Source organism: Treponema sp. OMZ 805 (assembly GCF_050937395.1).
In the GTDB taxonomy this organism is placed as follows: Bacteria; Spirochaetota; Spirochaetia; order Treponematales; family Treponemataceae; genus Treponema.
Map to the genome: position 1 here is coordinate 74,929 of NZ_JACCLP010000001.1, position 24,744 is coordinate 99,672.

Sequence of the window (24,744 nt, forward strand, 5' to 3'; positions counted from 1 at the left end):
AATAGGGTTGCCTCGTTAACCGTCGAGTTTGCTTACGCAAACATCGCAGATTGTATGTACGCTATCGCGCACAGTATAATACGTGACGTTTGCCGGATGGCAAACTCACCGGTTGGATGATTTTGACCGCGCAATCGAAGCAGGAAAAAAGACCGGAGAAGAGAGCGCCGCCGCTTTTATGCAGGGTGTTGTAATGATCCGGAACGGCTTATCTTCGCTACTTGAGTCGAAGTACGGGCTGCAGTATTACGAAGTACAAGAAAAAGCGTATCCTAACTTACGGCATTTTCGATAATACGGATGAGTAAATCGATCCCTTTATAGATGGAGCTTACGGGGATGCACTCAAAACGGCCGTGGAAGTTAAAGCCGCCGGCAAAGATGTTGGGGCAGGGGAGTCCCATAAACGAAAGCCGTGCGCCGTCCGTCCCGCCGCGGATGGGGTGGATAATCGGCGTGATGCCGATCTCTTCCATAGACTTCTTTGCAAGGTCGATAATTTCGATATGCGGTTCAATTTGTCCGCGCATATTATAGTAGCTGTCTGTAATGGAAAGCGTGATGATAGCGCCGTATTTTGTGTTCAAAAAAGCAACAGCATTCCGCAGCAGCGTTTTCTTTTGCTCGAATTTGTCGATAGAATGGTCGCGGATGATATACGACATGGAGGTGTGATCCACTGTGCCGTTGAGGTGAGTAAGCAAAAAGAATCCTTCATACCCTTCCGTATATTCGGGCTTTTGTTCTATCGGCAGCATAGCGTCCAACTCGCCGGCAACCCGCAGCGAATTGAGCATGATATTTTTTGCCGTGCCCGGATGGACATTTTTCCCTTGAATTTCGATCTTAGCGCTTGCGGCGTTAAAGTTCTCGTACTCCAGCTCGCCGATTTCTCCGCCGTCGATGGTATACGCAAAATCCGCTCTGAATTTTTTTACATCGAAGAGGTCTGCGCCTCTGCCTATTTCCTCATCGGGGGTAAAGCCGATTTTAATCGTACCGTGTTGCACCTGCGGGTTGTCGCGGAGGTATTCAACCATTCCCATGATGATGGTGATGCCCGATTTATCATCCGCGCCCAAAAGCGTGGTGCCGTCAGTGGTGATAATGTCTTCGCCGATAAGTTTGTTGAGGAAGGGAAATTCCTGTACCGTCAGCGAATAGGTTTCATTCAGTTTAATATCGCCGCCTTTATAGTGCACAATCTGCGGGTTGACACATTTTCCGTCCAAGTCGGGCGCGGTATCCATATGTGCAATAAATCCGATAACCGGCGCTTTTTTATCGGTGTTGGCAGGGATTGTTCCGTAGACATATCCGTGCGCATCCTGTTCGGCATCGGCTACGCCCAGCTCGTGCAATTCCTGCACCAACATCTTTCCAAGCTCAAGCTGTCCCTTGGTGCTGGGGCATTCGGGATTATCTTCATTCGATTTGGTATCGACTGCAATGTATTTAAAAAAGCGTTTTACTGCATCCATTTTATCATCCCTCCTTACTTTCCGGTAAACAGTTTTTTCAGCATACCGAATATGCCCGTTTTTTGTTTTACGGACTGAGTGTGTGCCGAAGACTGTACCGGCGCCTTTCCGGTTCGGCTCCGCTGTTCCGGCATTCGGTCTTGGTTCTGCCGTCTTTTTTGCTTTGAACCCTGCCGTGTATCGCCCGTTTGGGACGGAACGTATTTATCACCCTTGCGCCGCTTTTTCTCAGGCTGCCCCTGCCGGTTTTTAGTGCGGTTTGCGGTTGCTCCCGCCTTTCCTTTCTTGTCGGCAGCAGGCTGAGCATTGCGGCTTTCTTTGGCGTTTTCCGTACCCTCGTTGGTATCCCCAAAGGCGGCGCTATCCTGTGAGGCAAGTTTTTTTCCGTACTGTTTTTTGTAGTATGCCATCCGCTCTTCAAAGCTCAAGCCGCCGAGTGAGTCGGCAGATTTTCTATCGGTTTTGTCTTCTCCCTGCGTGCCTTTCTTTTTGCGCTTTGAATCGGCAAGCCGGGAAGCAGGTTTCGCTGTTTTAGCGCCGCGCCGGGAGTCTTTCTCATCCCGCCTCGATTTTTCACCGGGGCGCGGCTTGCGTCCGAATCGTCCGCCGGATCGTTCTTCGTCAAAGGAGTCGCGGTCAAGCCGTATATACTGATCGGCGCTGCGGTCTTTTTCAAAATCCTCTTCGCCGGGGATAACAACCGGTATCTTTGCTTCTATATACTTTTCGATATCGGGAAGGTTGTACACATCCTGTTCCGAGCAAAGGCTGTACGCAGCGCCGGTCTTTCCCGCCCGCGCCGTTCTGCCGATTCGGTGTACGTAGTTCTCCGCCTCATTCGGAAGGTCGTAGTTGATAACCATTGCGAGGTCATTGATATCGATTCCCCGCGCCGCGACATCGGTTGCAACCAAACAGCTGAGTTTACCCGCCTTAAACGAATCGATAATATGCAGCCGCTTCGGTTGGGGCAAATCGCCGATGAGAAATTCCGTCGCATAACCGTTAATGCGCAGCCGCTTTGCAACAATCTCCGTTGTCTTTTTGGTATTGCAGAAGATGATGGCATTCTCCGGTTTTTCGTTACGCAAGATACCGAGCAGCAGGGACATCTTTTGCTCCGCAGCCACGTGGAACAGCTTCTGATTGATTTCATCAACCGTCACATTATCCGCATCGATGGTGATCTCTTTTGCATCGATGGTGTATTCCCATGCGAGGTTCTTTACCCACGTATTTAAGGTCGCGCTGAACAGCATCGTTTGCCGCTCTTCCGCCTTGGACAATACCGAAAGGAGACTGCGCAGATCAGGATAAAAGCCCATATCGAACATGCGGTCTGCTTCATCAACGACTAAAAAGCCGATATGCTTCAGCTTCATGGTTTTTGATTTTTCAAGATCGATAACGCGACCGGGGGTACCGATGATAAGGTCTACTCCGTTTTTAAGCGCTGCTTCCTGCTGTTGATATCCGACGCCGCCGTAAAAGCTCGCGGCACGGATCCCCGTATGTTTACCTAATTTAAGCGCTTCTTCTTCGACCTGTACGGCAAGTTCCCGTGTGGGAACAAGAATCAAAGCGGGGCGGCGGTCTTCGGTTTCTGCAGCAAGCATCCGCTGCATCAGCGTTACCAGATAGGCAGCTGTTTTTCCCGTACCTGTTTGGGATTGTACATAAAGATCGGAACCGTCCATTCCTGCGGAAAACACCTGCTCTTGAACCGGAGTGCATTCAATATAACCGGCTTCTTCAAGCCCCTGTAAAAGAGTGGAATCAAGATTACAATTAGAAAAATTCATTTGCCGATAAGTATAGCACACGGGCGCCGTTATGAATAGCGGATTAAAAGATTTTTACCCCGATAAAACTCTGTTCAAAATGCATTTAAACGGCAAAAAGAAACTATCATTCAAGTCTTGCACTTTTTGCATTAAAAGACTATGCTGTTCACAAATCGGATATATTATATTGAATAATATAGTATACGCACCCATTCACACCATACTTTAGAAGGACGATACTATGCCTGAAAAAAAACTCGTAATGATTGACGGTAATACTGCCGCCGGTCACGTTGCGCATGCGCTCAGCGAAGTTATCGCAATTTATCCTATCACGCCGTCAAGCCCGATGGGGGAAGTTGCCGATGAGTATTCCGCCCATGGAAAAACCAATATCTGGGGAACCGTGCCGCAAGTCGTCGAATTGCAATCCGAAGGAGGAGCCTCCGGAGCCGTTCACGGTGCATTAACCACGGGAGCGCTCTCTTCAACCTTTACCGCATCACAGGGTCTCTTACTGATGATCCCCAATATGTACAAAATTGCCGGTGAGCTTACCAGCACGGTATTCCACGTTGCAGCCCGTGCTCTGGCAACCAGCGCACTCTCCATCTTCGGCGACCATCAGGACGTCATGGCATGCCGCCAAACCGGTTGGGCAATGCTGGCTTCCAACTCCGTACAGGAAGTTATGGATCTCGCGATTATCGCTCATACTGCGACGCTCGAAGCGCGCGTTCCGTTCCTCCACTTCTTCGACGGCTTTAGAACCTCTCACGAAATTCAGAAGATTGAAGAAGTTTCGCAGGATGTGATGCGTCAGATGGTCAATGATGATCTGGTACGCGCACACCGTCTCCGCGGCTTAACACCCGAAAAACCGATGATCCGCGGAACTGCTCAGAACCCTGACGTATACTTCCAAGCGCGCGAAGCGGTTAATAAATACTATCTGGCAACCCCCGAAATCGTTCAGCGGGTTATGGATAAATACGCGACCTTAACCGGACGCGCTTATCACTTATTCGACTATTACGGCGATCCCAATGCGGAATCGGTCATCATTTTGATGGGTTCCGGCGCTGACACGGTAGAAGAAACCGTAGACTATCTGAATAGTCAAGGTAAAAAGTACGGCTTACTGAAAGTACGCTTATACCGCCCCTTCAGCGCGGAAGCCTTTGTAAAAGCATTGCCCGCTTCCGTACAGAATATCACCGTACTCGACCGCTCGAAAGAACCCGGTTCGCTCGGTGAAGCGCTCTATGAAGATGTACGTACTGCAATCGGTGAAATGCAGGCTGCAAAGAAATGCCCCTTTACTCACTATCCCGTTATCCTCGGCGGTCGCTACGGTATGGGTTCAAAAGAATTCACTCCGGCAATGGTTAAAGCCGTATTCGATAATATGGAAGGAGAAAAGAAGAGCAACTTTGCCGTTGGTATCGAAGACGACGTAACGCATGTAAGCCTTGCCTACGATCATCACTTCCATGTTGACGATTCCGGTATGCATCAGGCAATGTTCTACGGACTCGGCTCGGACGGTACGGTCGGTGCTAACAAAAACTCCATCAAAATTATCGGTGAAGCGACCGATAACAACGCGCAAGCCTATTTTGTGTATGACTCCAAGAAGTCCGGATCAATTACCACATCGCACCTGCGCTTCGGAAAGAAAAAGATTCGCAAACCCTACCTTGTCGGACAGGCGGACTTTATTGCGTGCCATAAATTCACCTTCCTCGAAACGTACGATATGCTCAAGAGCCTTAAAAAAGGCGGTACTTTCCTGTTAAACAGTCACTGGAATAAGGATGAAGTATGGGAGCATCTGCCGATAGAAGTGCAGAAAGACCTTATCGCGAAAGAAGCGAAGTTCTACGTTATCGACGGTGTCAAGATTGCGGAAAAAGCGGGTATGGGCAACCGTATCAACGTCGTTATGCAGACCGCATTCTTTAAGATTTTCGGTATTCTGCCGGAGGACGAAGCGGTAGCGCTGATTAAGAAATTTATCGAAAAATCCTACGGCAAGAAAGGACCGGAAATCGTTCAGAAGAACATCAAGACCATCGATATGGCGCTTGAAGGTGTTGAACAGGTTACCTACCCCAAAGAGGCGACGAGTAAACTTTCTCGCCATGCTGCAATGAGCGCCGATGCGCCGGAGTTTGTCCGCAAGGTATTGGGTAAAATCGCTATCAATGAAGGCGATGCGGTAAAGGTAAGTGAAATTCCGGCAGACGGTACCTTCCCGACTGCAACCACTCAGTATGAAAAACGTGCGATTGCAGAGCATATCCCGATTTGGAAGAGCGAACTCTGTATTCAGTGCGGTCAGTGTACCGTTGTATGTCCTCATGCTGCTATCAGAATGAAGGTCTACGATAAATCCAATGCCGACCGTGCGCCTTCGGCATTCCGTTCCGTTCCGTATAAGGGTAAGGAATTCGATAATTCCCTCTTTACCATTCAGGTTTCTCCCGAAGATTGTACGGGATGTGGTATCTGTGTGGAGCAGTGTCCTGCAAAGTCTAAGGAAAATCCGGCGGTTAAAGCGATCAATATGGAAGGCTTTGTCGAACACCGCGCTGTTGAATCGGAAAATTGGAAGTTCTTTATGAGCCTCCCTGACCCCGATACGCGGAAGGTCAACTTGAGCCAGCCGAAAGGTATCGGTATGCGCCGTCCGCTCTTCGAATTCTCCGGCGCTTGCGCGGGTTGCGGTGAAACGCCCTATATCGGTGTTCTGTCGCGACTCTTCGGCGACCGTGCCGTTATTGCGAACGCAACCGGTTGTTCTTCCATTTACGGCGGTAACCTCCCCACAACTCCGTATGCAAAACGCGCGGACGGACGAGGGCCGGTATGGTCGAACTCTCTCTTTGAAGATGCTGCCGAATTCGGTTACGGTATGCGCTTAACCAGCGATAAACTTGCGGAATACCGCTCGCGAAGTTGCCGGCAAGCTCAAGGCAAAAGGTGTTGCCGTTGCCGCTATCGATAAGGTACTGAGCAATACGCAGGCTGATGATGCTGCAATCGATGAGCAGCGCGTCTTTGTCGATGAGCTGAAAAAAGAATTGGAAAAATCTTCCGACCCGCTCGCGAAAGAACTGTTGTCCTTGACCGATCACTTTGTTAAGCGTTCCGTATGGATACTCGGCGGTGACGGCTGGGCGTATGATATCGGATACGGCGGTTTGGATCACGTGCTTGCTTCCGGCAGAAACATCAACGTACTGGTACTCGATACGGAGGTGTATTCCAACACCGGCGGTCAGATGTCAAAGGCTACCCAGATCGGCGCTATTGCAAAATTCGCCGCATCCGGTAAGGAGACCAGCAAAAAAGACCTCGGTATGATGGCGATGAGCTACGGCTATGTGTATGTTGCGCAGGTTTCCATGGGTGCAAATATGTCACAGGTTATCAAGGCGTTCCGTGAAGCGGAAAGCTATGACGGGCCTTCGATTATCATCGCATATAGCCACTGTATCAACCACGGTATCAATATGACGAAGGGTATGTCGAACCAGAAAGAGGCTGTTACCTGCGGTCTGTGGCCGTTGTACCGCTACGACCCGCGCTTAACCGATCAAGGTAAGAACCCCTTCCAGCTTGACAGCAAAGAGCCGGACTTTAATCTTGCAGACTTTATGTACAAAGAAGTACGCTTCAAGTCATTAAAGAATGCAAACCCCGAACGTGCTCAAATGCTGCTTGATAAAGCGGTTGCGAAGGCAAAGCGGCGCTGGCAGGAGTATAAATATCTGGCCGACCGCCCGTTCTAAGCGGATACGGTAGAGGGTGCGGTGCTGTCGAAAAAGTAACCAACTTTTGAGACATCCCCGTGCTCGGTAATGTAACGATAAAAACGAAGCCGCTTGCTTCCGGTTGGAGGTAAGCGGCTTTGTTATGAAAGGGGGCTGTAAAAGTTTTGCAGTGCCTTTTTTTTATGTGTGAGGACTCATCTCCGATATGCCGCGCCGAAAAACACGGCGTTTCCTACCAGCCTCCCGAAGCTCCGCCGCAAATAGTTTAAGGCAGCAAGATAAGCCGCAAGAGTATTGAAAAACCATCTCCTTTCATATCCCACATATTTTTATCTTTTTCGTTGACAAGTTTTTGAAAGCAGCGGTATAATCAACCTCATCCGGGTTCTTGAAAAACCGTTTTGAATCTTTCAAGGTGCCCGCTTATTTTTTCAAAAATTTACAGGAACGGAAAAGGAGTTTTCTAACATGAAAAAATTTGGAATTGTAGCGGTTTGTTTGTTGTTAATCGGGCTTATTGCCGGATGCGGGCAGCAAAAGAAAGCGGACGATGTGCTGAGTGTTATCAATAATGCGAAAGACACAAGCATTGAACAGTTAATCGAGCGTGCAAAGGCGGAAACCGGTGATTTTACCGTGTACTCCACATCCTCGAAAACCGATAAAACGGTCAAGGCGTTCTTTGCTAAATACGGACTGCAAGGAACCGGTTCCGGCGTAAAGCAGAATGAAAAAGATTTCTATTCTGCTATTGAAAAGCTGATTGACGGCGGTTCGGCAGAAATTGATGCAGTCGTTACCCAGAACGGAGCTTCTTTAAGTGTTGAATTAGGCGCTGGAAATCTTATCAATTATAATCCCGTTGTACCCGGTGCAGCGAAGAGCGATATGTACGCGTTTATGTACTATTTTAAAGAATTTGCAATGGATAAAAAGTTCGATGAACAGATTACCAATGTGTGGGATTTAATCGATACCTCATCAGCAGTCTATTACCGGAAAGCGGGAGAACCGATTAATCAGCTGTTTATGGCAGCGTTGACATCCGATGCATGGGCGCAAAAATTGTCTGCTGCCTATGACGAAAAATACGGTGCAGGAACATGTGATTCCGCTGTTGCTGCCGGAAACTTTAAGAATGCTGGCTATTTATTTATAGACGGTTTTTTGAAAAAAGCAACCGATTACGAAAGTGAAGGTAAGATAGCCTCCAAGATTGTTGTCGATGCGGAAAAGCCCGTTATCGGATTTTCTCCGGTAACAAAGTATTCAACCGGTGCAGAGGGAACGTACAACAAAGTAAAATTTTTCAATAAAATGAAAGGCTTTAACGGTTATGCGTATAAATTTTATACGCAGATTGCAAAAACAACCGACCGTCCGTATACGGCGATGCTCTTTATTAACTATCTGTCGACGGCAGAAGGCATTGCAACCTATCAGGAAGGGAATGGGGTATATTCTACAAATAACACGGTACAACAGGACATAGATTCGTTACTCGACGGATTTGTACTGGAAAATTATGCCGATGTAAAATCCGATTGGGCATCGATTGTCAAACTTCTTGAAGGGTATAATTGATCCGGTTTGTATCTTGTATATATATGAAACCTATGACACTTACCGTGAAGAGGGCCGGCAACAAGTTAAAAGCGTTTTTTGCACAGCCCTCAAATATCATTCTTACCGTTGCGCTCATTTTACTCGGTGTAACGACGATCTTCCCGCTCATTTCGATGATTATCGAAAGTTTTACCGTACATTTACGGGAGGCTCTGTTTCATGGAGAGCCGGCGGGAAGCATATCGCTCAGCGGATGGAAATCGCTTCTATTCACGTCGGAGTATAATTACAGTAAAAATTACTTTTACGTTCCGCTATTTAACTCAATCTCTATGGCGTTGATTGCTTCCGCAGTTGCGATTGTTATCGGCGGAGTATTTGCATGGTTTATCAACCGGACGAACATCCCGCTGAAAAAACCGATATCGGCGCTGCTTTTATTTCCGTACATTATGCCGTCGTGGACGATTGCGCTTTTTTGGCACAATATGTTTGCTAACGTAACAGTGCACGGATGCAGTGCAAACGGCATTATCGCTTCGTTGTTCCATGTCTATGCGCCGGAGTGGTTTGTTTACGGACGGTTCCCTATCGGGATGACGCTCGGTATTCACTATGCGCCGTTTGCCTATATTCTGATCGGCGGTATTCTGAAAAACATGGATGCCAATCTTGAAGAAGCGGCAACCATTCTAAAAACGCCGCGCTGGAGAATCCTTACAAAGATTACCTTACCGATTGTAGCTCCCGCGATGATGAATACGTTTCTGCTGGTGTTCGCCAGTTCCGTAAGCGCGTATGCCGTACCCGTTTTTCTCGGTACTCCTATCGGCTTTATGACGTTAACTACCTCGATGACCTATTTTAATCAGGCGTATCCGGCGCAAGGCTATGCCGTCGGTATCGTGCTGGTAGTATTGGGGCTATTCGTACTGGGCATCAACAACCTATTTACCGGAAAACGGAAGTCATACACAACGGTAACCGGCAAGAGTTCGCAAGTATCATTCATCAATTTGAAAGCAGCGCGGCAGCCGCTTGCAGCAGCAGGTCTTCTTATCGTCTTCGCTATCTCCATTCTGCCGATGATCACCTTTGCACTGGAATCGGTACTGAAAAGCGCCGGTAATTATACACTCGGCAATATGTCGTTTAATTTCTGGATCGGTGATCCCAATTCGCAAGCTCTGCAAGCGCAATACTATAACTGGGAAGGCGGTATTTTGGTCAATGCACATGTATGGAGTGCGCTGTGGCATAGCTTACTGCTCTCACTTGCCTGCGCACTGATTGCCGGTACGTGCGGACTGTTGGTCGGCTACGCGGTAGTGAACAAACGGCATTCCAAGCTATCAAAAATCGTGAGCACACTCGCGTTTATTCCATATCTTATTCCTTCGATGGCGTTCGGTATGGCGTACCTTGCGCTGTCGGTTAACTGGTCGTTTTTATACGGGTCGTTTTTTCTGCTCGTGTTGGTCGGCGCTATTAAATATATGCCTTTTGCAACGAAGTCCGCTACAGGCGCGATGCTGCAGCTGTCAGGTGAAATAGAAGAAGCCGCAATTTTAACCAATACGCCGTGGTGGAAACGGATGCTGAAAATTATCTTTCCGATTCAAAAGCCGAGTTTCTTGTCGGGATATCTCTTGCCGTTTATCTCGTGTATGCGCGAACTGTCTTTGTTTGTGCTTTTGATTGTGGATAGTAACTTCATTACAACAACCCTGCTGATGTATTACAACGAAAAAGGATATTCTCAGTACGGCAATGCGTTAAACTTATTGATTGTCATTATCGTACTGCTTATCAACTGGGTGGTGAATAAATTGACAGGCGCAAGCGTTACGAAAGGCGTAGGAGGAAAATAAGATGTCTGAGATTATATTGGAACAGGTGACAAAGCAATGGGGAAAATTTGTCGGCGTTGATAACCTCAATATGACAATAGACGACCGTGCATTTGTAACGCTGCTTGGTCCTTCCGGCTGCGGAAAAACGACAACACTCCGGATGATTGCGGGACTGGAAACGCCTACATCGGGAAAGATTATTATCGACGGTACACCCGTCTTCGATTCGGAGCAAGGAATCAATGTGCCGCCGTCAAAACGGAATGTCGGCTTTTTGTTTCAAAACTATGCGTTGTGGCCGCACATGACGGTATATCAAAATATCGCATTCGGCTTGCAAAACTTAAAGTGGGATAGCCGGCGCATCAGAGAACGGGTGGCGGAGCTGCTTGCCTTGCTGAAAATCGAGCAATTTGAAAAAAGATATCCGAGTGAGCTTTCAGGCGGACAACAGCAGCGGGTTGCCATTGCGCGCACGCTTGCTCCCAATCCAAAAATTTTATTTATGGATGAGCCGCTGTCAAACCTTGATGCAAAGCTGAGGACGGAAATACGGGTTGAACTGAAACGGCTGCACAGCACTACCGATTCCACATTTGTGTATGTTACGCATGACCAGTTGGAAGCAATGACGCTTTCTACCAAGGTCTGCATTATGGAAAAGGGACTGTTAAAGCAATACGCAGCTCCGCTCGAAATGTACAATAAGCCGTCGTGTATATTTGTCGGCGACTTTATCGGTAATCCTACGATGAATTTTATCGAGGCGGAATACCGTAAGGGTAGCATTCAATTTTGCGGATTGCAGGCGGAATTTGTCAGCGATACGCCGCTCCCGTTTGAAGAAAAAAGCGTTATTCTCGGCATTCGTCCTGAATATGTGCAGATAAGCGAACACGGAAGCGCAGAGGGAACCGTCTTTTCAACCTTACCTGCGGGCATGGAAACAACCGTTAAGATCAATTCACACGGCACCATTCTTACTTCCGTTGTGTTCGGCAGTGTCGATTATGACATTGATAAAAAAGTCTCATTCGATTTTTCCGGCAACTCCATCATCCTCTTCGATAAAGAAACCGAAGCAAATATTGCGATGGGTCACTTGGGCATCTCTAAAACTCAAGGTTAGTTTTTAGGGGTTCACACTTACAGTTTAATGGATAGCAGCATGACGTCAGAAACATTACATCACCTCTACGATTATTTGGTTCCGCTGGTAACGGGAGCCTATCGGGAAGCATCACGGTATAGTGTTCAAGGAATTGAAAAAAAAGAATTGAACGATATTGCCACGTTTACCGACCGGTTTATGGAACAAGCAATTGTAGAAGGCATCCGGCAACGCTTTCCCGAGCATACGTTTATCGGCGAAGAATACGGCGAAAACCGCGGGGAAAGTCCGTACGAATGGCTTATCGATCCGATTGACGGTACGGTGAATTTTGCTGCCGGTATTCCAATGTTCGGCACAACGCTCGCCTTGCGGAAAAATAAAGAAACGATTTTCGGTATCATATTCGATTGGCCGAATAACGCTATTTACTACGCAATCAAAGGAGAGGGTGCGTACTGCGGCACTGTGAAACTGCGGGTGTCGCAGCGTTCGCGGCTTGACGAATCGATTGTCAGTATTTGCTTAACCTCGAGCTATAATGCCGAATACAGCGGAAAAGTACTCGACCTTATACAAAAATTACAGCCGCATGTACGCGGCATACGGATAATTGTTTGTACGGTCTATGAGCTTATCTGGCTTGCGACCGGCAAAAGCGAAGCGATGATTAACGTCAAGCCGTCAATGGGCTTAAGCTCCTGCGCCGGTAAGTTGATTGTCAGCGAAGCGGGCGGTAAGGTAACCAATCTATCGAATAAGCAGCGACAAGAAATCGATGATTTGTTAATCACCAACTCGGTTATCCATGATGCAGTGTATAACATTATCGCGCGGGCATCCAAATAATACTATCCCGTGATATGACGTACTCACATCACGGGTATTCCCGGTCTACTATGAATGATAAACACAGCGGAAGTACTCTACGCCGACGCTATTGATTTTTTATAAAATCTATATACGAACAAACTTACCGTCGCACTGAAAACTTTGTCTATCAAATTTGTAACGGTGCCGCCGAAGTATGCCGCAAATGTTAAGCTCTGTGTTACAACATATATTCCTTGAACGGCGTTGTCTACTTGAGGAATGGAGGTATTTGCTGAGTAAAAAAGATAGGAAATGGTGTCGCCCAGAATTGAATTGGTAATGGCTGAGATAAAACCTATCCACATAAAATTTTCGGTTGTGTAAGAAACATCCATATAAGGGGTATTCGGGTTTGAAGGTGTCTTGGCTTTTTCCCGTTCGGAATAAAATACCAGATGTGCAACTACTGCGGTAGAAATATGACATAGCATAAAAAGAATCCCTGTATTTGCGAAAATGCACAAAAGAGCGTTACTTGCGATTGCACACACAATCCCCGGAATAAGTCCGCACAAGGCTGTTACGGCAATGGTAAGCAGTGAATCCAAATACAAAGGAAAAGCAACAAGCCCAGCAAGATATGAACACATACAATTAATCACAATGCTTGCAATGGTGAACGTGATTGTAAATATTCTTCGGTTCATTACATTTTTTCCCATTAAAATAGCAGCCCTAAAAGTTTTGCTTTTTCAATCAAATCATGCCGATCGCGAATAAACATTTTTCCGTAAACGGCAGTCCGCTGATTTAAGATTGTTTTTTCCGATTTTCCGAGCAGTTTTGCAATTTCAACTACATCAAGACCCTCAGCAAGATGAATGAAAACCTCTTTCTCTTTTTTTGAAAGACTTTTGTAATTATCAAAAAGATAACTTTTTTCGTTATGAACGCTGTGCTTGCCTTTGTTCTGCGGTAAAAGAGTGTGCAAAACTTTGCTTGCAACGCTATTGTAATACGTGTTCCCTGAACCTACGGCAAGGATTGCTTTTTCAACTTCATCAATCGAGGCTTCTTTTGTAATAAAACCTTGAACGCCGATCAAAAGTGCATGTTCTACGTGAATATCATCATTGTACATAGTGTAAACCAGAATGAAAATATCAGGCTTTACCCTTCTCATTTTTGAAACCGATTCAAGCGAGTTTTCACCGTCGAGGTTTAAATCGAGAACCACAATTTTGATATCTTTATCTTCATTAAGTTTTTTTAGTGCTTCCGGGATTGTTCCGACACCGATTATTGAAAGTGACGGATTTTTGTTTTGAAGCATAAAAATCATTCCGTCCCGTAAACCCGTGTGATCATCAATGAACAGAATCTTTAACGGTGATTGCAATGGTAAAACCTCCTTCATTTATAAAATCCGCACTGCCGTCTATCAGTTGGGCACGCTTTTTGATATTGGTAAGTCCGTAATGCTTTACGGCAGCTTTTAGCTTCCTGTTTTCAACCTCGGTTTCTTCAAAACCTTTTCCGTTATCGCAGATGATAAAACGGAAATCATCAATCCCGTCCACAATTTTTATTTCAACTTGTGTCGCATCGGAATGCCGTGAAACATTGCTCAACGCCTCCTGCAAAATTCTGATAAGGTGTGTCTTTTGCGTATTTTTGAGTGCACCTATTTTCTGACTTGCAACATATAGATTTGTTTTTATTCCGAAATTCACTTCAAATGCAGTGCAAATCTCGCGTATAATTTTTTCAAAATCTTCCGTAAACTCAATACTTCCGGAACCTATCATATAACGGATTTCGTTTAGGGCTTGTTTTGCGTAAAATTTCGATTTTGAAAAATCTTCTTTTTCAAGATAGATATTGAGCGCGGCAAGATTCTGCGCAACTCCGTCGTGAAGGTCGCGGCTGAAATTACTCTGTTCGGTCTGCATTGTTTTAAGTTGTTCGAGCTGCATTGAATTTTTAAAGAATTTTTCAAGGATTATAAAAGCTGCAATCGCAATCAGAAAAAGGGCGCTATATAAAAGAGAGTCGTAACCGAGGTTCAGCCTTGTCTGTATCTCATGAATGTGATTTTGAAAACTGATAATAGCATCCGTGTTACGATTACCGCTTTGAATGTTTTGAATGATTGCTTCAAGTTCTTTTTTTAGAGGCATATCAAAATAAGTGAAAGCTTGGTAGTCTGATCTCAGTTTAAGGGCAATTGCTTCAAAATCTACAGGATTTCCTGAAAAAATGTCAGCACTATCACTGCCGGCAACTATGCTTTTCGGATCCATTTGAAGCAATAACATTTCCGTGTCGAGTTTTTGAATAAGATTGTTGCTTGCCCGCTTAAAAAAAATTGTGCAAAAAAAGATTGCAAGTGCGGTGTAGATAAATATCGACTCGATTTTAAAAATTTTCTTAATAAGACTTAGCAGCATGATTTTCCAGTAAAATTGTTCGGTAATGAAACTATCGACCATATCTAGTATAACACGAACCGATATCCATGTCTTGGGAAAAATTCCCAAACTTTTTAGGAAAAATGACCAAAAGAATATACGGGCGGTGAGGTATAATAGAAGCGAAAAGTCGGTTTGTGGTGCCGATTGAAGGAAAATAGGAACGTTAAAAAACGACTAAAATCCTTGGAGAGAAAAATATGGAATTATTAGAAAAACTTAAAAAAAATTATGATAAATATTCGGATAATATTATCCAAAAATGCAATGCGACAAAAACTATAGTTTCCGGCATGAATAGTGATCGTAATCTTGTATATGACCCGATTGTTATCAAGTCAGAATATCTCGTTTCTGCATCTTTAAAAAATGATTTTATAGAGCGAATTAAGAACTTCTCAGGTGAAAAAAATTGTATTTACATCTTTGAAATCTGCGACTGTGAACGCCTTGAAGATATAAAAAAGATATTTGACGAAAAGAAAAAAGAGAAAAAAGAAAATAGATTTCCGTTTAATCTTCCCCTGAGTAACAATGCAAATAAATCAAAAGTTCTTTACGTTGGAAGCAAAAAAGGGAATTTGCATGAAAGATTGTTTTTGCATTTAGGTTTAAACCGTACGAATCGTTCTGGAAGTTTTAAAAAAAAGAGTGGAAGTACCTATGCCCTATATCTATCTTCTTGGTGGAAGAACGAATTCCCGAATATAAAAATCACCGTGTTCCGGTTTTCTGAGGACATTTTACCAATTCAGCTTCAATTCATTGAAGATACATTTTCAGAAATGCTGTGTCCTCTATTCGGGAAAAAAGGTTCAAACTCAAAGTAATAAAACATTTGTCGGTGGCAGATTATAAAATAAATCCGTAAAAATAAGATAAAATAAAAAATGGATATTTACAATGAAAACAGTAAGAATAACAAAAAGGCTCGCGCCTTTATATGAAACTGTGGTTTAAAAGCAAACGAAAATAGATGGTGCTGCGAAATAATTTTTTAGAGGAGTGTTTTATGAAAAGGTATTTTACTGTCGTAAGTATGGTGTGTTTGTTTGCATTAGTGAGCATTGCCGGAACAACGGCGCAGGAAGCGCAAAAAGTAAACCCTCCAACTGACTTTAAGTACGATTTAAACGAAACCTGTGACGGTGTTATCATTCAAAGATACAAAGGCACAGAGATGGAGGTGGTAATCCCCGCAGTTATTGAAGATTTTCCGGTAGTTGAGATCGGTTATGAGGCATTTTCAGAAACAAACATAGTTTCTATTGTTTTTCCGGATTCCGTTACGACTATCCATGGATGCTGCCAATACTGCGGATTTTTAACAAAAGTTGTATTGCCGAAAAACTTAACATATATACCCTCCCGTATGTTTGAGGGCTGTACTGCATTGAAAGAATTTACCCTGCCGGAGGAAATAAGCACAATCGGTCCAGGCGCTTTTGCTAGTTCCGGATTGGAAGCTATCGAAATACCCGACAGTGTAAAGAAAATAGGCGACAAGGGTGAATATGAAGTCTTTGCCGGTTGTCAAAATTTGAAAACCGTTACCATCGGAAATGGGATAAAAGTTATAGGCAGTAGAACATTTTCCGGCTGTACAAACCTCATGACCGTTATGATCGGGAATGGAACAGAAAACATAGGGTATCACGCATTTTCCGACTGTACGAACCTCACAACTGTTACGATCGGCAGAGGAATACGGGCTATCGGCGACTTTGCATTCAAGAATTGCAGCAGTTTAACGACCGTAAACATTGGAGTAGAAAAACTTGAAAAGGGTTCTTATGTTGGAGCTTACGAAACAGGCTATGGCGAAAAAGTCTTTTCCGGTTGTTCTGCTTTAAGCTTAAAAGAAAAGCAAAAGCTACGGAAAACCGGATACACCGATGAGTTTTAGCAGGTAATGCTTTTGCACCAGGGGGGCGTACGGAGAAAGTGGCCGGTGGAATGATAAACCGGTATGCCTGTATTGCATTCTGTAATCAATAACCGTTGAACCCATTAGAAATAAAGAATTTAACAAAGAAGATGTAGCCTATTATCTTGATTCGATCCTTTTTGAATACGGAAAAAAAATGAAAAAAGATATCGAAATAAGTAAACACAATGAAAAATGACGACCTGTTTACAATCGAATACTGAGTGCGAAAAACTGCAGCAAAGAAGCGACGGGTAAAATTGTCATACCTTCTCTCATGCGGAATGGAATGCCGTAGAACTGGCGGACAAGTGGATCGATGAAACACCGAAAGTAACAAAAATTCTCTGTACAGATGGAGATGGAGAAGTTTTTCATCAACTTTCTGCCAAAACCGAAAAGCCGGCCGAAAGAGTACAAAAGCGACGGAAAATAACAAGGGCAGAGCGGCAGATGGCGGAATAAGGGGATGGCACAATACATTACCCCCTGAAGAAGCTGCAGAATTTTGGAAAAATCTTTAAAATATGGATCAAGAAGATGATTTGCGTGATGAAAAAATCTATCACCACTTGGCTGCTATGGAAAGGCATGATGATTTTATAAAAGAAAAATTAATGACAAAAGACGACACTGTTTTTTTATGGCGCAACCTCGTACGTTACAAACAGGCAAAGGAACGCGGTCATAAATCAGCGGACTATTTTCTTGATGAAACGTATGAGAATTTCGGTTTTTTCGGAACGCTCTTGCACAAAACGCAGAATCCCTCATGCCTATATCTACACTGCAGACGGTTCTCTCGCTTCGCGTTTCCGTATTGACTCTCAGGATATCCCCGAAAAACTTTCAACACTGTATAAAACCGATATGCCGCTCGGAAAATACGAAGCTCAAATTATTGCATGGGCAAAAAAATCACCGGCACGGATGATTGAAGAAAACTGCCATACAAATTGGGATTCAATGCGAGCGGCGTGGCAGAATTCTTTTGAAGAAATTTATTCATAAAAGGAAATTTAATTATGTCAGAACACAGTAAGGAAAGAAAAATGCAGGAAAAACTCTAAAAAGAAAACAACCAAATAATGATTCGTGCGGAGGGACAATACCCATCGTTCCTCGGCGTTTGTTCTTCAATCAGTTCTAAGCCGTTTAAATATGCAAACTTAATTAATGTTAGACTTATTGGGTTATGATAATACGGTATCAAAATTAAAAGATATTATCAAAGACAATGACCTTAACATTATTGTCACTCATTACAAATTATCAAATAAGCTACAACTTCTGCTTAACGATAATTTGCTCATCGCGTATACCGCTGCCGCAATCTCTTAGCAAGTTTTTTACCGATTCACTTGAAACAATAAAATGTGCATCAAGATTAATATCAGTAAATGCATCCTCACTAATGGCAGTAACGCTATTCGGTATCACAACGCTTGTTAAAGAGGTACAGCCGTAAAATGCCGCCCAGCAAATCTCTCTAACACTGTCAGGTATAGTAATCTTTGTTAAAGAAGCACAGCAGGAAAAAGCCTCTTCGCCAATTTCGGTAATACTGCGAGGTAGTACAATACTTGTGAGCGAACTACAATTATGAAAAATCTCCTCTCGTATTTTTGTCACGCTATCCGGTATCACAATGCCGGTTAAGCCGGTACAGCCCGAAAACGCTCGATTGCCGATTTCAGTAACACTAACCGGTATTGCAACACTTGTTACAAAACTACAGTCGGTAAATGCATCACTACTAATCTCAGCCACACTATCAGGGATGATAATACCGCCTTGTAAACCTGCAGCAGCAGCGATCAGTGTTGTCTTGTCCTTTGTATACAGGATATTATTTTCACTGCAATACACCGTATTTGCATTATCAACGGTAATATCTATTAAACCGGTGCAGCTCCCAAAAGCTCGCCCTCCAATCTCCGTAACACGCGCTGGAATAACAACATGTGTTAAAGCAGTACATAAGATAAACGCCTCCCAGCCAATTTCAATAACAGAGTCAGGTATTACAATGTTTGTGAGGGAAGTGCAGCAGCTAAATGCCGACCAGTCAATCTTAGTAACACTGTCAGGAAGCTCAATACGTGTTAAAGAACTACAGCAGAAAAACATCTTCCAACTAATTTCAGTAATACTGTCGGGTATTGTTACGCTTATTAAAGAACTGCACTCATTAAAAGCTCCACCGCCGATTTTCGTAACGCTGTTCGGTATCACAACATGTGTTAAACCGGTACAGCCGGAAAATACTTCTTCGCCGATTTCAGTAACACTATCGGGAAGAACCAGACTGACTACTAACTTTTTTTTATCAACTACGGAGATTAGTGTCCCATCTCTTATGTTCAGCAGTTTGAGATTTGCTTTTTCTTCTGCCGTCAATAGCAATTCATCTACGCTTGCAATATCGTCTTTATTGATAGTCAGCATATCACACTCCATCGCAAATAAGCTTAAGGGTTTCCTATCGTCAGTATAGAACATTTTTATCTTTGATGGTATGCTCATAGACAGTAACGCGGGCTATAGCGAAGCTGCACGGAAAGAGGTAGAGCAGAGCGCAAGGGACTATTTAGCTTGGTTGGATGCACTGCAACAAGCGTAAAGCGTTTCTTAATATCAATTACATTAGGAGGGATATGATGGCAATTCCAACGTATGAAGAGTGCATGCTACCGCTTATGAAAATTGCAGAAGATGGTAAAGAGCATTTATTTAGAGAAGCTACTGACGCATTGATAAATCAATTTAAGTTAACTGAGAAAGAAAAACAAGAATTGCTCCCAAGCGGCTCAGCATTTGTTGTTAATAATAGAATTGGATGGGCAAGAACATATTTAACAAAAGCCGGTTTATTATTAACCACTAAAAGAGGTTATTTTCGCATATCGGAAGAAGGAAAGAAACTCTTGCAAAAGGAGCCTGCATTTATCAATACTAAAATGCTCAAAGAATATGATGCTTTTAATGAATTCCAGACGACAAAAGAGCCTGATAATTCTGAAAATAATAAAATTGAACATAATATTGAACAAAGCATTACTCCACATGAATTGCTTGAAAGCGGTTATCTCAGTATAAAAAACGAATTAGCAGATGAGTTATTGTCTACAATTAAAAATATCAGCCCTTCAAAATTTGAAAAATTAGTGATTGATTTATTGGTTAAGATGGGATACGGCGGTTCAATCAAAGAAGCTGCCACGGTAGTTGGAAAGTCCGGCGATGAAGGAATTGATGGCATCATTAAAGAAGATAAGTTAGGCCTTGATGTTATTTACATTCAAGCAAAAAAATGGGATAGCGGTACTATCGGACGCCCCGAAATACAAAAGTTTGCAGGGGCATTGTTAGGAAAAAAAGCAAAAAAGGGAATATTTATTACTACTTCAACATTTACAAACGAAGCAAAAAAATATGTTACCGATATTGATGCAAAAATAATACTACTTGATGGAAAGCAATTAACTGAATTAATGATAGAAAATAATCTTGGGGTAAGCACACAAGATGTTTACACAATAAAACGAATCGATTCGGATTATTTTGAAGAAGATTAAAATCAAGGGAACTGTCAAAAACTTGCGCAGTTAGTGTTAGCGGATTGCTTAAAATAATCCCCTCAATTCTTTTCTTATTCATAATGTCTGTTGCCCTCAGCATAGGCACCGGTGTCTATATCAAGGACTTCGCGCACAGGCTTGATAAGCGATTCTTCGTAGCGGCATATCCATCGTTCAGGCTGTGCTGAACCGTCCGGTATGCCGTCGATGGTGTCGCCGGTTTCTATGGGCTCAGCATTTATTAAAAGATAGAACGCGGTGTTATACACATAATTTACCATCAGGTTCGGATCAATCGTGTGGCGGCAAACTGTGCTACAGCGGTGTCCGAATCGTACGAAAAACATTCGGCATTTTCCAAGCGCTTTTGTATCACTGCTTCCATCTGCTCTCGAGCCGGCATTGTTACCGGCGCTTTAAACAAGAGCTTTACAATCAACACCCCCGACGCAAGCGTCGAGGTTGTTGTTCTCATAAGGTGGTTGCAGTCGGCTTTAATACCCTTTGTTACGACGCAGAGCGTCGGGGTATTAAATCCTCCGCACGAATAAAAATGCCGCCGACTTTTTCTTCTTTGATTAAATCCTGTTGAAAAATCTTATCCATATTTTGCCTACCCTTCTCTTCTATTTTTGAAAGCATGAAAAAAATGTTACGCGTTTATAATATTTTTCTCAAAAAAATCGATTGCATTTTTAAAATCGTTTTCATTCGGTCGACCTTTGTTTAAACCGCCGATGAGTTTTAAGGGGCCGAAGGTATCGAAACCTTTACAGCCGAATATCCCCATGCAGATTTTTCCGTTTTGTTCGGTTCTTTTACGCAGCGTTTTTTCAAACCCTGCATTCACAGCTCCAGCGGTGTAAATAAAAAACAGCTTTTGTACGCCGCTCGTAAGCGCTTGGTCAAATAGTGAATCAATCGGTTTTGCAAATTTAAAGTAAAAAATTCCGGAGGCAAAACCGATCGTATCATATCGCTTAAAATCATCGGAATTAAAATCGACAGCTTTGATCAGAACCGTTTCGGGGTACTTCTCTTTTATTTTATACAGCACTTTTTCAGTGTTCCCGTGGTGTGTTGAACTGTATACAATGCATACATTACTCATAGCATAATTCTCCTTCATTATTTATGTAGCCGTATCGTTTAGGGTATACGGCCGAGAGATCTTTTTCCAAAATAATATTTCCATCATTTAATCTTTTTTGCGCAACCGTTCGATATGCAAAATCGATTGCGTTGCTTTTACAATGATAAAAACACTCTCCGCATAAGATACAATTTTTTTGATCTTTTATCGATACCTTATCATCTTCAAAAATAAAATTATTAACAGGACACACTGAAATACATTTTTTACATGCATGGCAGTTTTCTCGTATAATCGATACGGTTTTAAACTTTGCATGTATTTTTTCTTGCGAAAGTATGTTCAGCATAAGACGCATAGGGACTTTGGTATACGCAAAAGAACTGCTATTGTCTTGTATATGTTCCGTATGCAAACATAAATCCAGAATAGTACTTATGGCCTTCTCTATTAAACATTCTTCCGCGTCGCCGGGCTTGTGCTCCAGTATTTTGGTACGAAAAAATCTGCTCAGTGTATGAAAGGAGGCAAGTTTTATTCCCAAAACCGGCACATATTTTTTCTTTTTTAATGCGCGCCCCATCTCTTCCAATGCAATAAATGAATGAGCACCTCCGTACGTGATAAACGGAACGGCAATTTTTGAACGCTTTTGATCCGATTCAGGCAGCGCTTCAAGGATGCGCAATACATGAGTTTCCGCATGTCCTGCATATACCGGAGCGCCCGCAAAAAGCACGTCGAATTCTTTTAGGCGATTTTCCAATATATTTTGCCGTTCCGATTTTGAGGCAGCCAATAGACTGTCGTCTTTTGTGACATTTACGATATCGGTTATGCCGCCTTTCTCTTCGATACTCCTCTGAATCATGCGTGCAGCAGCTAATGTGTGTCCCGAAGGACTAAATACAATGATAGCAGCTTTCATAGTAAATCCTCCTTAAAATAAACCTTCCTTAAAATGCAACAGTCGAACAAAATATCAATTTTGGAGACTGTTGCATTCGTGCGCGGAACGCGCACATATAATCCGCGAGTTTGCGCTTACGCAAACTCGCAGCGTTTTTAGACAATGCCAACTGCATTGTCTAAAATAAGCCGTCCTATAAATTCGACAACCGCAGCCTTTATCAAAAAGCGAGGATTGGCGAATTGCCGCACTTTTGCAACGAAATGAAAAAGTGCAATCAATAGGCGATGTTTTCGCTTGCGCAAACTCGCAGCGTTTTTAGATAATGCCAACTGCATTGTCTAAAATAAGCCTTCATTTGAGCTTAAATCGGGAATATTGTTATCTACCAATTCCGCTAAACGAGCAATTGCGCCAAATTCTTTTTTTGAAAGTGAATTTAAATACGCTGCAAGTTTCTCGTTAAAACCAGCGTGAAATTTTTCGTGATTGTTATACGCAATGATTCCTTCTTTCGTCAGCTTAAAATAAACGGTTTTTTTGTTATCCGCTTTTTTATATTTTTCTATCAATTTTTTCTTGATCAGCTTATCGGCGACTTGCGTTACAGCACCATTTGTAATCCCGAGTTTTTCCGAAAGCTCGGAAGCGCTGTGTCCGCCATCCAAACCTATCGCTTCTATAAAATGAATTTCACTTTGGTACAAAGTATGCTGTGTACCGAAAGTCCTCGGTCTTTTATCATTAGCGTTTATTTTATACTGAATTTTTACCGTCCGTTTTATGAGATTTTCTACATCATTCATTGCATTGTCCTTTTTATTTTAGCCACTAAAATAAAAATATATTAAAATGCAGTCGATGTCAATATGTTTTAGCAACTAAATATTTTAATACACTATGGGATATTGCTGAAAACGAGTAAAAAGTTTTTATAGCGATTTCTTCTTAAACTCCGCCCGATCCATTACATATTTCTAAAAGATGTTTTTTTATCAAAGCCATGATTAACAATCTTTTCAGAATCCGTTAAATTCTTGGATTCGCAATTTTGATCATTTTTAAGTGAAAACAATACCATTGACATTTTTGATTGTTTGCGCCACTATCCCTACCCTTGTATTTTATGGAGGTTTTATGACATCTAAAAAGTGTTTACAGGCAGCTATAGGGGCTGCTCTGTTGTCGGTGTGCCTGCTTGCAGGTTGTGCCAGTGTTCCTGCTACCGCAGTATCGGATACTGCAGCAGCTTCAGAACTTGCTGTTATGAAAGGTTCATGGCAGCCCCTCAGCCGTTTTGAAGATGATGCTGTTTTGCAGGATGTATACGCTAAAAATGCTGCTGCAATGCCGTACTATAGTGAAGGCGGATTAAAAGCAGCAGTACATTATGCGGTGGCGGCGCCCGTGATAAAAGCTGTTTTTGACGGTTCAAATACGGTAGCGTTTACTGTACGTACTGCCGACGGTTCTGAGAAAGAGGTTTTGTGTGAATATACCTTTAAAGGTACACGCCCTATGGTTGAAGATTCGACTCGCAATTGGCTCACATTTGAAGCGGTAAAACCAATTCAAGAATTAAAGAATTTGCGCTATTTTGTTGTTACGGCTCCTCAAGTTGATAAAAAAACCGGAATAAAATCATTTGATGCCCGCTTCGGTAAATGGGGAATTCGATCGCTGGTACATGGGGATCCTTTGAAGCGAGCGCCTTTTGTAGAAGCAAATCTTTCAAAAGAAGAGGTACTTAAACAGTTTACGGCTGTTATCAATACAGTGGCAGCAGAAAAATTACCCAAAGAACCGCTTGCGTTGTATAATGGCAAATGGGTAAATTCAGTTACCGTTTGCGAAGATCCGCGCCCTGCTATTCAAAATGTTTACACGCAATTGATTAAAGAATTTGCCGGACAAAATCCGAAGGGCGGTGATTATACAAAAGAAGATATTATGGCACTGGTGTACAAGGCATTCGGTACCGCCAATGATTTTACTCATATTGAATTTGTTGCAGGAAATGGTAAAAATGAGATTATCGTATGGAAAGGTGATAAAGAAGTCAGCCGCAGTTCATATATACAAGATAGTGCACATGCCGCACATCCGGCATATCGTGCATTTTCCGCTACTGATCCTGCATTTAAAGGTAAGTTGGCTCATTTCGCAATTACCATTCCCCACGCTGTCCCGCCTCACATGCATTTCTGGTACGGGACTTCCGTCGAAGAAGCCGCAAAAATGAAGAACGCACCTACCTGTATACGTGCTGATGTATCTGAAGAAGAGATGGTGCAGCATGTCCTTGATAGCTGCCGGAGCTTTTTAAAAGGGTCTATACATTAATTAGTTAAAACGGAGTTGTCTTACCGATGGCA

General features: G+C 43.2%; 22 protein-coding genes and 2 pseudogenes. 12 read left to right on the plus strand and 12 right to left on the minus strand.

Annotated elements, in window-relative coordinates:
• The first annotated feature begins 82 nt into the window (after window positions 1–82).
• Window positions 83–295 carry a hypothetical protein gene (locus HGH47_RS00310; protein WP_432909585.1) on the plus strand — a complete coding sequence of 71 codons (213 nt, stop codon included), beginning with the start codon at window positions 83–85 and terminating at the stop codon, window positions 293–295.
• On the opposite strand, the gene pepT is transcribed toward HGH47_RS00310, so the two are convergent.
• Together pepT and HGH47_RS00320 are read right to left on the minus strand one after the other, a co-directional pair.
• Window positions 273–1,481 carry a peptidase T gene (gene pepT / locus HGH47_RS00315; RefSeq protein WP_432909588.1) on the minus strand — a complete coding sequence of 403 codons (1,209 nt, stop codon included), beginning with the start codon at window positions 1,479–1,481 and terminating at the stop codon, window positions 273–275. The genes HGH47_RS00310 and pepT overlap by 23 nt on opposite strands.
• A 14-nt stretch (window positions 1,482–1,495) precedes the next feature.
• Complete coding sequence (locus HGH47_RS00320; RefSeq protein ID WP_432909590.1) at window positions 1,496–3,283, minus strand: DEAD/DEAH box helicase; 1,788 nt, start codon at window positions 3,281–3,283, stop codon at window positions 1,496–1,498.
• Window positions 3,284–3,506: 223 nt separating this feature from the next.
• Between HGH47_RS00320 and nifJ the strand changes: the two are divergent.
• The 5 genes and pseudogenes from nifJ to HGH47_RS00345 all read left to right on the plus strand — a co-directional run bounded on the left by nifJ (window position 3,507) and on the right by HGH47_RS00345 (window position 12,423).
• Window positions 3,507–7,062: pseudogene (gene nifJ / locus HGH47_RS00325) on the plus strand (pyruvate:ferredoxin (flavodoxin) oxidoreductase).
• 450 nt (window positions 7,063–7,512) lie between these two features.
• Window positions 7,513–8,628, plus strand: coding sequence for a hypothetical protein (locus HGH47_RS00330; protein WP_432909593.1), 1,116 nt, complete (start codon window positions 7,513–7,515; stop codon window positions 8,626–8,628).
• Between the two features lie 23 nt (window positions 8,629–8,651).
• Window positions 8,652–10,481, plus strand: coding sequence for an ABC transporter permease (locus tag HGH47_RS00335; RefSeq protein WP_432909596.1), 1,830 nt, complete (start codon window positions 8,652–8,654; stop codon window positions 10,479–10,481).
• Between the two features lies 1 nt (window position 10,482).
• A complete protein-coding gene (locus HGH47_RS00340; protein WP_432909599.1) occupies window positions 10,483–11,592 on the plus strand; it encodes an ABC transporter ATP-binding protein in 1,110 nt (369 codons plus the stop codon).
• A gap of 39 nt (window positions 11,593–11,631) precedes the next feature.
• The gene (locus tag HGH47_RS00345; RefSeq protein WP_432909602.1) at window positions 11,632–12,423 is read left to right on the plus strand and encodes an inositol monophosphatase family protein; all 792 of its coding nucleotides are present in this window, start codon (window positions 11,632–11,634) and stop codon (window positions 12,421–12,423) included.
• 77 nt (window positions 12,424–12,500) lie between these two features.
• On the opposite strand, the gene HGH47_RS00350 is transcribed toward HGH47_RS00345, so the two are convergent.
• From HGH47_RS00350 to HGH47_RS00360, 3 genes are read right to left on the minus strand one after another with little or no spacing between them, the layout of a single operon-like run.
• Window positions 12,501–13,109, minus strand: coding sequence for a hypothetical protein (locus HGH47_RS00350; protein WP_432909605.1), 609 nt, complete (start codon window positions 13,107–13,109; stop codon window positions 12,501–12,503).
• Window positions 13,109–13,786 (minus strand): response regulator, encoded by a 678-nt coding sequence (locus HGH47_RS00355; RefSeq protein WP_432909608.1) that lies wholly within the window; start codon window positions 13,784–13,786, stop codon window positions 13,109–13,111. Before HGH47_RS00355 ends, HGH47_RS00350 begins: the two co-directional genes overlap by 1 nt.
• Window positions 13,755–14,879, minus strand: a complete 1,125-nt coding sequence (locus tag HGH47_RS00360; RefSeq protein WP_212565247.1) for a sensor histidine kinase — start codon at window positions 14,877–14,879, stop codon at window positions 13,755–13,757. Before HGH47_RS00360 ends, HGH47_RS00355 begins: the two co-directional genes overlap by 32 nt.
• A gap of 179 nt (window positions 14,880–15,058) precedes the next feature.
• Between HGH47_RS00360 and HGH47_RS00365 the strand changes: the two genes are divergently transcribed.
• From HGH47_RS00365 to HGH47_RS00375, 3 genes are all read left to right on the plus strand, one after another.
• Complete coding sequence (locus HGH47_RS00365; protein ID WP_212565246.1) at window positions 15,059–15,688, plus strand: hypothetical protein; 630 nt, start codon at window positions 15,059–15,061, stop codon at window positions 15,686–15,688.
• A 182-nt stretch (window positions 15,689–15,870) separates the two neighbouring features.
• Complete coding sequence (locus HGH47_RS00370) at window positions 15,871–16,764, plus strand: leucine-rich repeat domain-containing protein (RefSeq protein ID WP_212565245.1); 894 nt, start codon at window positions 15,871–15,873, stop codon at window positions 16,762–16,764.
• Window positions 16,765–17,505: 741 nt separating this feature from the next.
• Window positions 17,506–17,796 carry a hypothetical protein gene (locus HGH47_RS00375; RefSeq protein ID WP_432909613.1) on the plus strand — a complete coding sequence of 97 codons (291 nt, stop codon included), beginning with the start codon at window positions 17,506–17,508 and terminating at the stop codon, window positions 17,794–17,796.
• Window positions 17,797–18,066: 270 nt separating this feature from the next.
• Here the strand turns inward: HGH47_RS00375 and HGH47_RS00380 are convergent, their stop codons facing one another.
• On the minus strand, window positions 18,067–19,233 hold the full coding sequence (locus HGH47_RS00380) for a leucine-rich repeat domain-containing protein (RefSeq protein ID WP_253675458.1): 1,167 nt from the start codon (window positions 19,231–19,233) through the stop codon (window positions 18,067–18,069).
• 76 nt (window positions 19,234–19,309) lie between these two features.
• Here HGH47_RS00380 and HGH47_RS00385 point away from each other — a divergent pair.
• Window positions 19,310–19,408, plus strand: a pseudogene (locus tag HGH47_RS00385) (NAD(P)H-dependent oxidoreductase); the annotation flags it as partial.
• A gap of 37 nt (window positions 19,409–19,445) precedes the next feature.
• Window positions 19,446–20,363 carry a restriction endonuclease gene (locus HGH47_RS00390; RefSeq protein WP_212566596.1) on the plus strand — a complete coding sequence of 306 codons (918 nt, stop codon included), beginning with the start codon at window positions 19,446–19,448 and terminating at the stop codon, window positions 20,361–20,363.
• A gap of 74 nt (window positions 20,364–20,437) precedes the next feature.
• Here HGH47_RS00390 and HGH47_RS00395 read toward each other — a convergent pair whose 3' ends face one another.
• The 6 genes from HGH47_RS00395 to HGH47_RS00420 form a co-directional block, all read right to left on the minus strand.
• Window positions 20,438–20,647, minus strand: a complete 210-nt coding sequence (locus tag HGH47_RS00395; protein WP_230974396.1) for a DUF4261 domain-containing protein — start codon at window positions 20,645–20,647, stop codon at window positions 20,438–20,440.
• Window positions 20,647–20,841, minus strand: coding sequence for a hypothetical protein (locus HGH47_RS00400; RefSeq protein WP_230974395.1), 195 nt, complete (start codon window positions 20,839–20,841; stop codon window positions 20,647–20,649). Before HGH47_RS00400 ends, HGH47_RS00395 begins: the two co-directional genes overlap by 1 nt.
• Before the next feature lie 177 nt (window positions 20,842–21,018).
• Window positions 21,019–21,477 (minus strand): flavodoxin family protein, encoded by a 459-nt coding sequence (locus HGH47_RS00405; RefSeq protein ID WP_212565242.1) that lies wholly within the window; start codon window positions 21,475–21,477, stop codon window positions 21,019–21,021.
• Complete coding sequence (locus HGH47_RS00410) at window positions 21,470–22,387, minus strand: 4Fe-4S binding protein (protein WP_212565241.1); 918 nt, start codon at window positions 22,385–22,387, stop codon at window positions 21,470–21,472. Before HGH47_RS00410 ends, HGH47_RS00405 begins: the two co-directional genes overlap by 8 nt.
• Before the next feature lie 137 nt (window positions 22,388–22,524).
• Window positions 22,525–22,707, minus strand: coding sequence for a hypothetical protein (locus HGH47_RS00415; protein WP_212565240.1), 183 nt, complete (start codon window positions 22,705–22,707; stop codon window positions 22,525–22,527).
• Between the two features lie 3 nt (window positions 22,708–22,710).
• On the minus strand, window positions 22,711–23,175 hold the full coding sequence (locus HGH47_RS00420) for a MarR family transcriptional regulator (protein WP_212565239.1): 465 nt from the start codon (window positions 23,173–23,175) through the stop codon (window positions 22,711–22,713).
• A 331-nt stretch (window positions 23,176–23,506) separates the two neighbouring features.
• On the opposite strand from HGH47_RS00420, the gene HGH47_RS00425 reads away from it, so the two are divergent.
• Window positions 23,507–24,712: a hemin-binding protein B gene (locus HGH47_RS00425; protein WP_212565238.1), complete on the plus strand. Its 1,206-nt coding sequence runs from the start codon at window positions 23,507–23,509 to the stop codon at window positions 24,710–24,712.
• The last annotated feature ends 32 nt before the right edge of the window (window positions 24,713–24,744 follow it).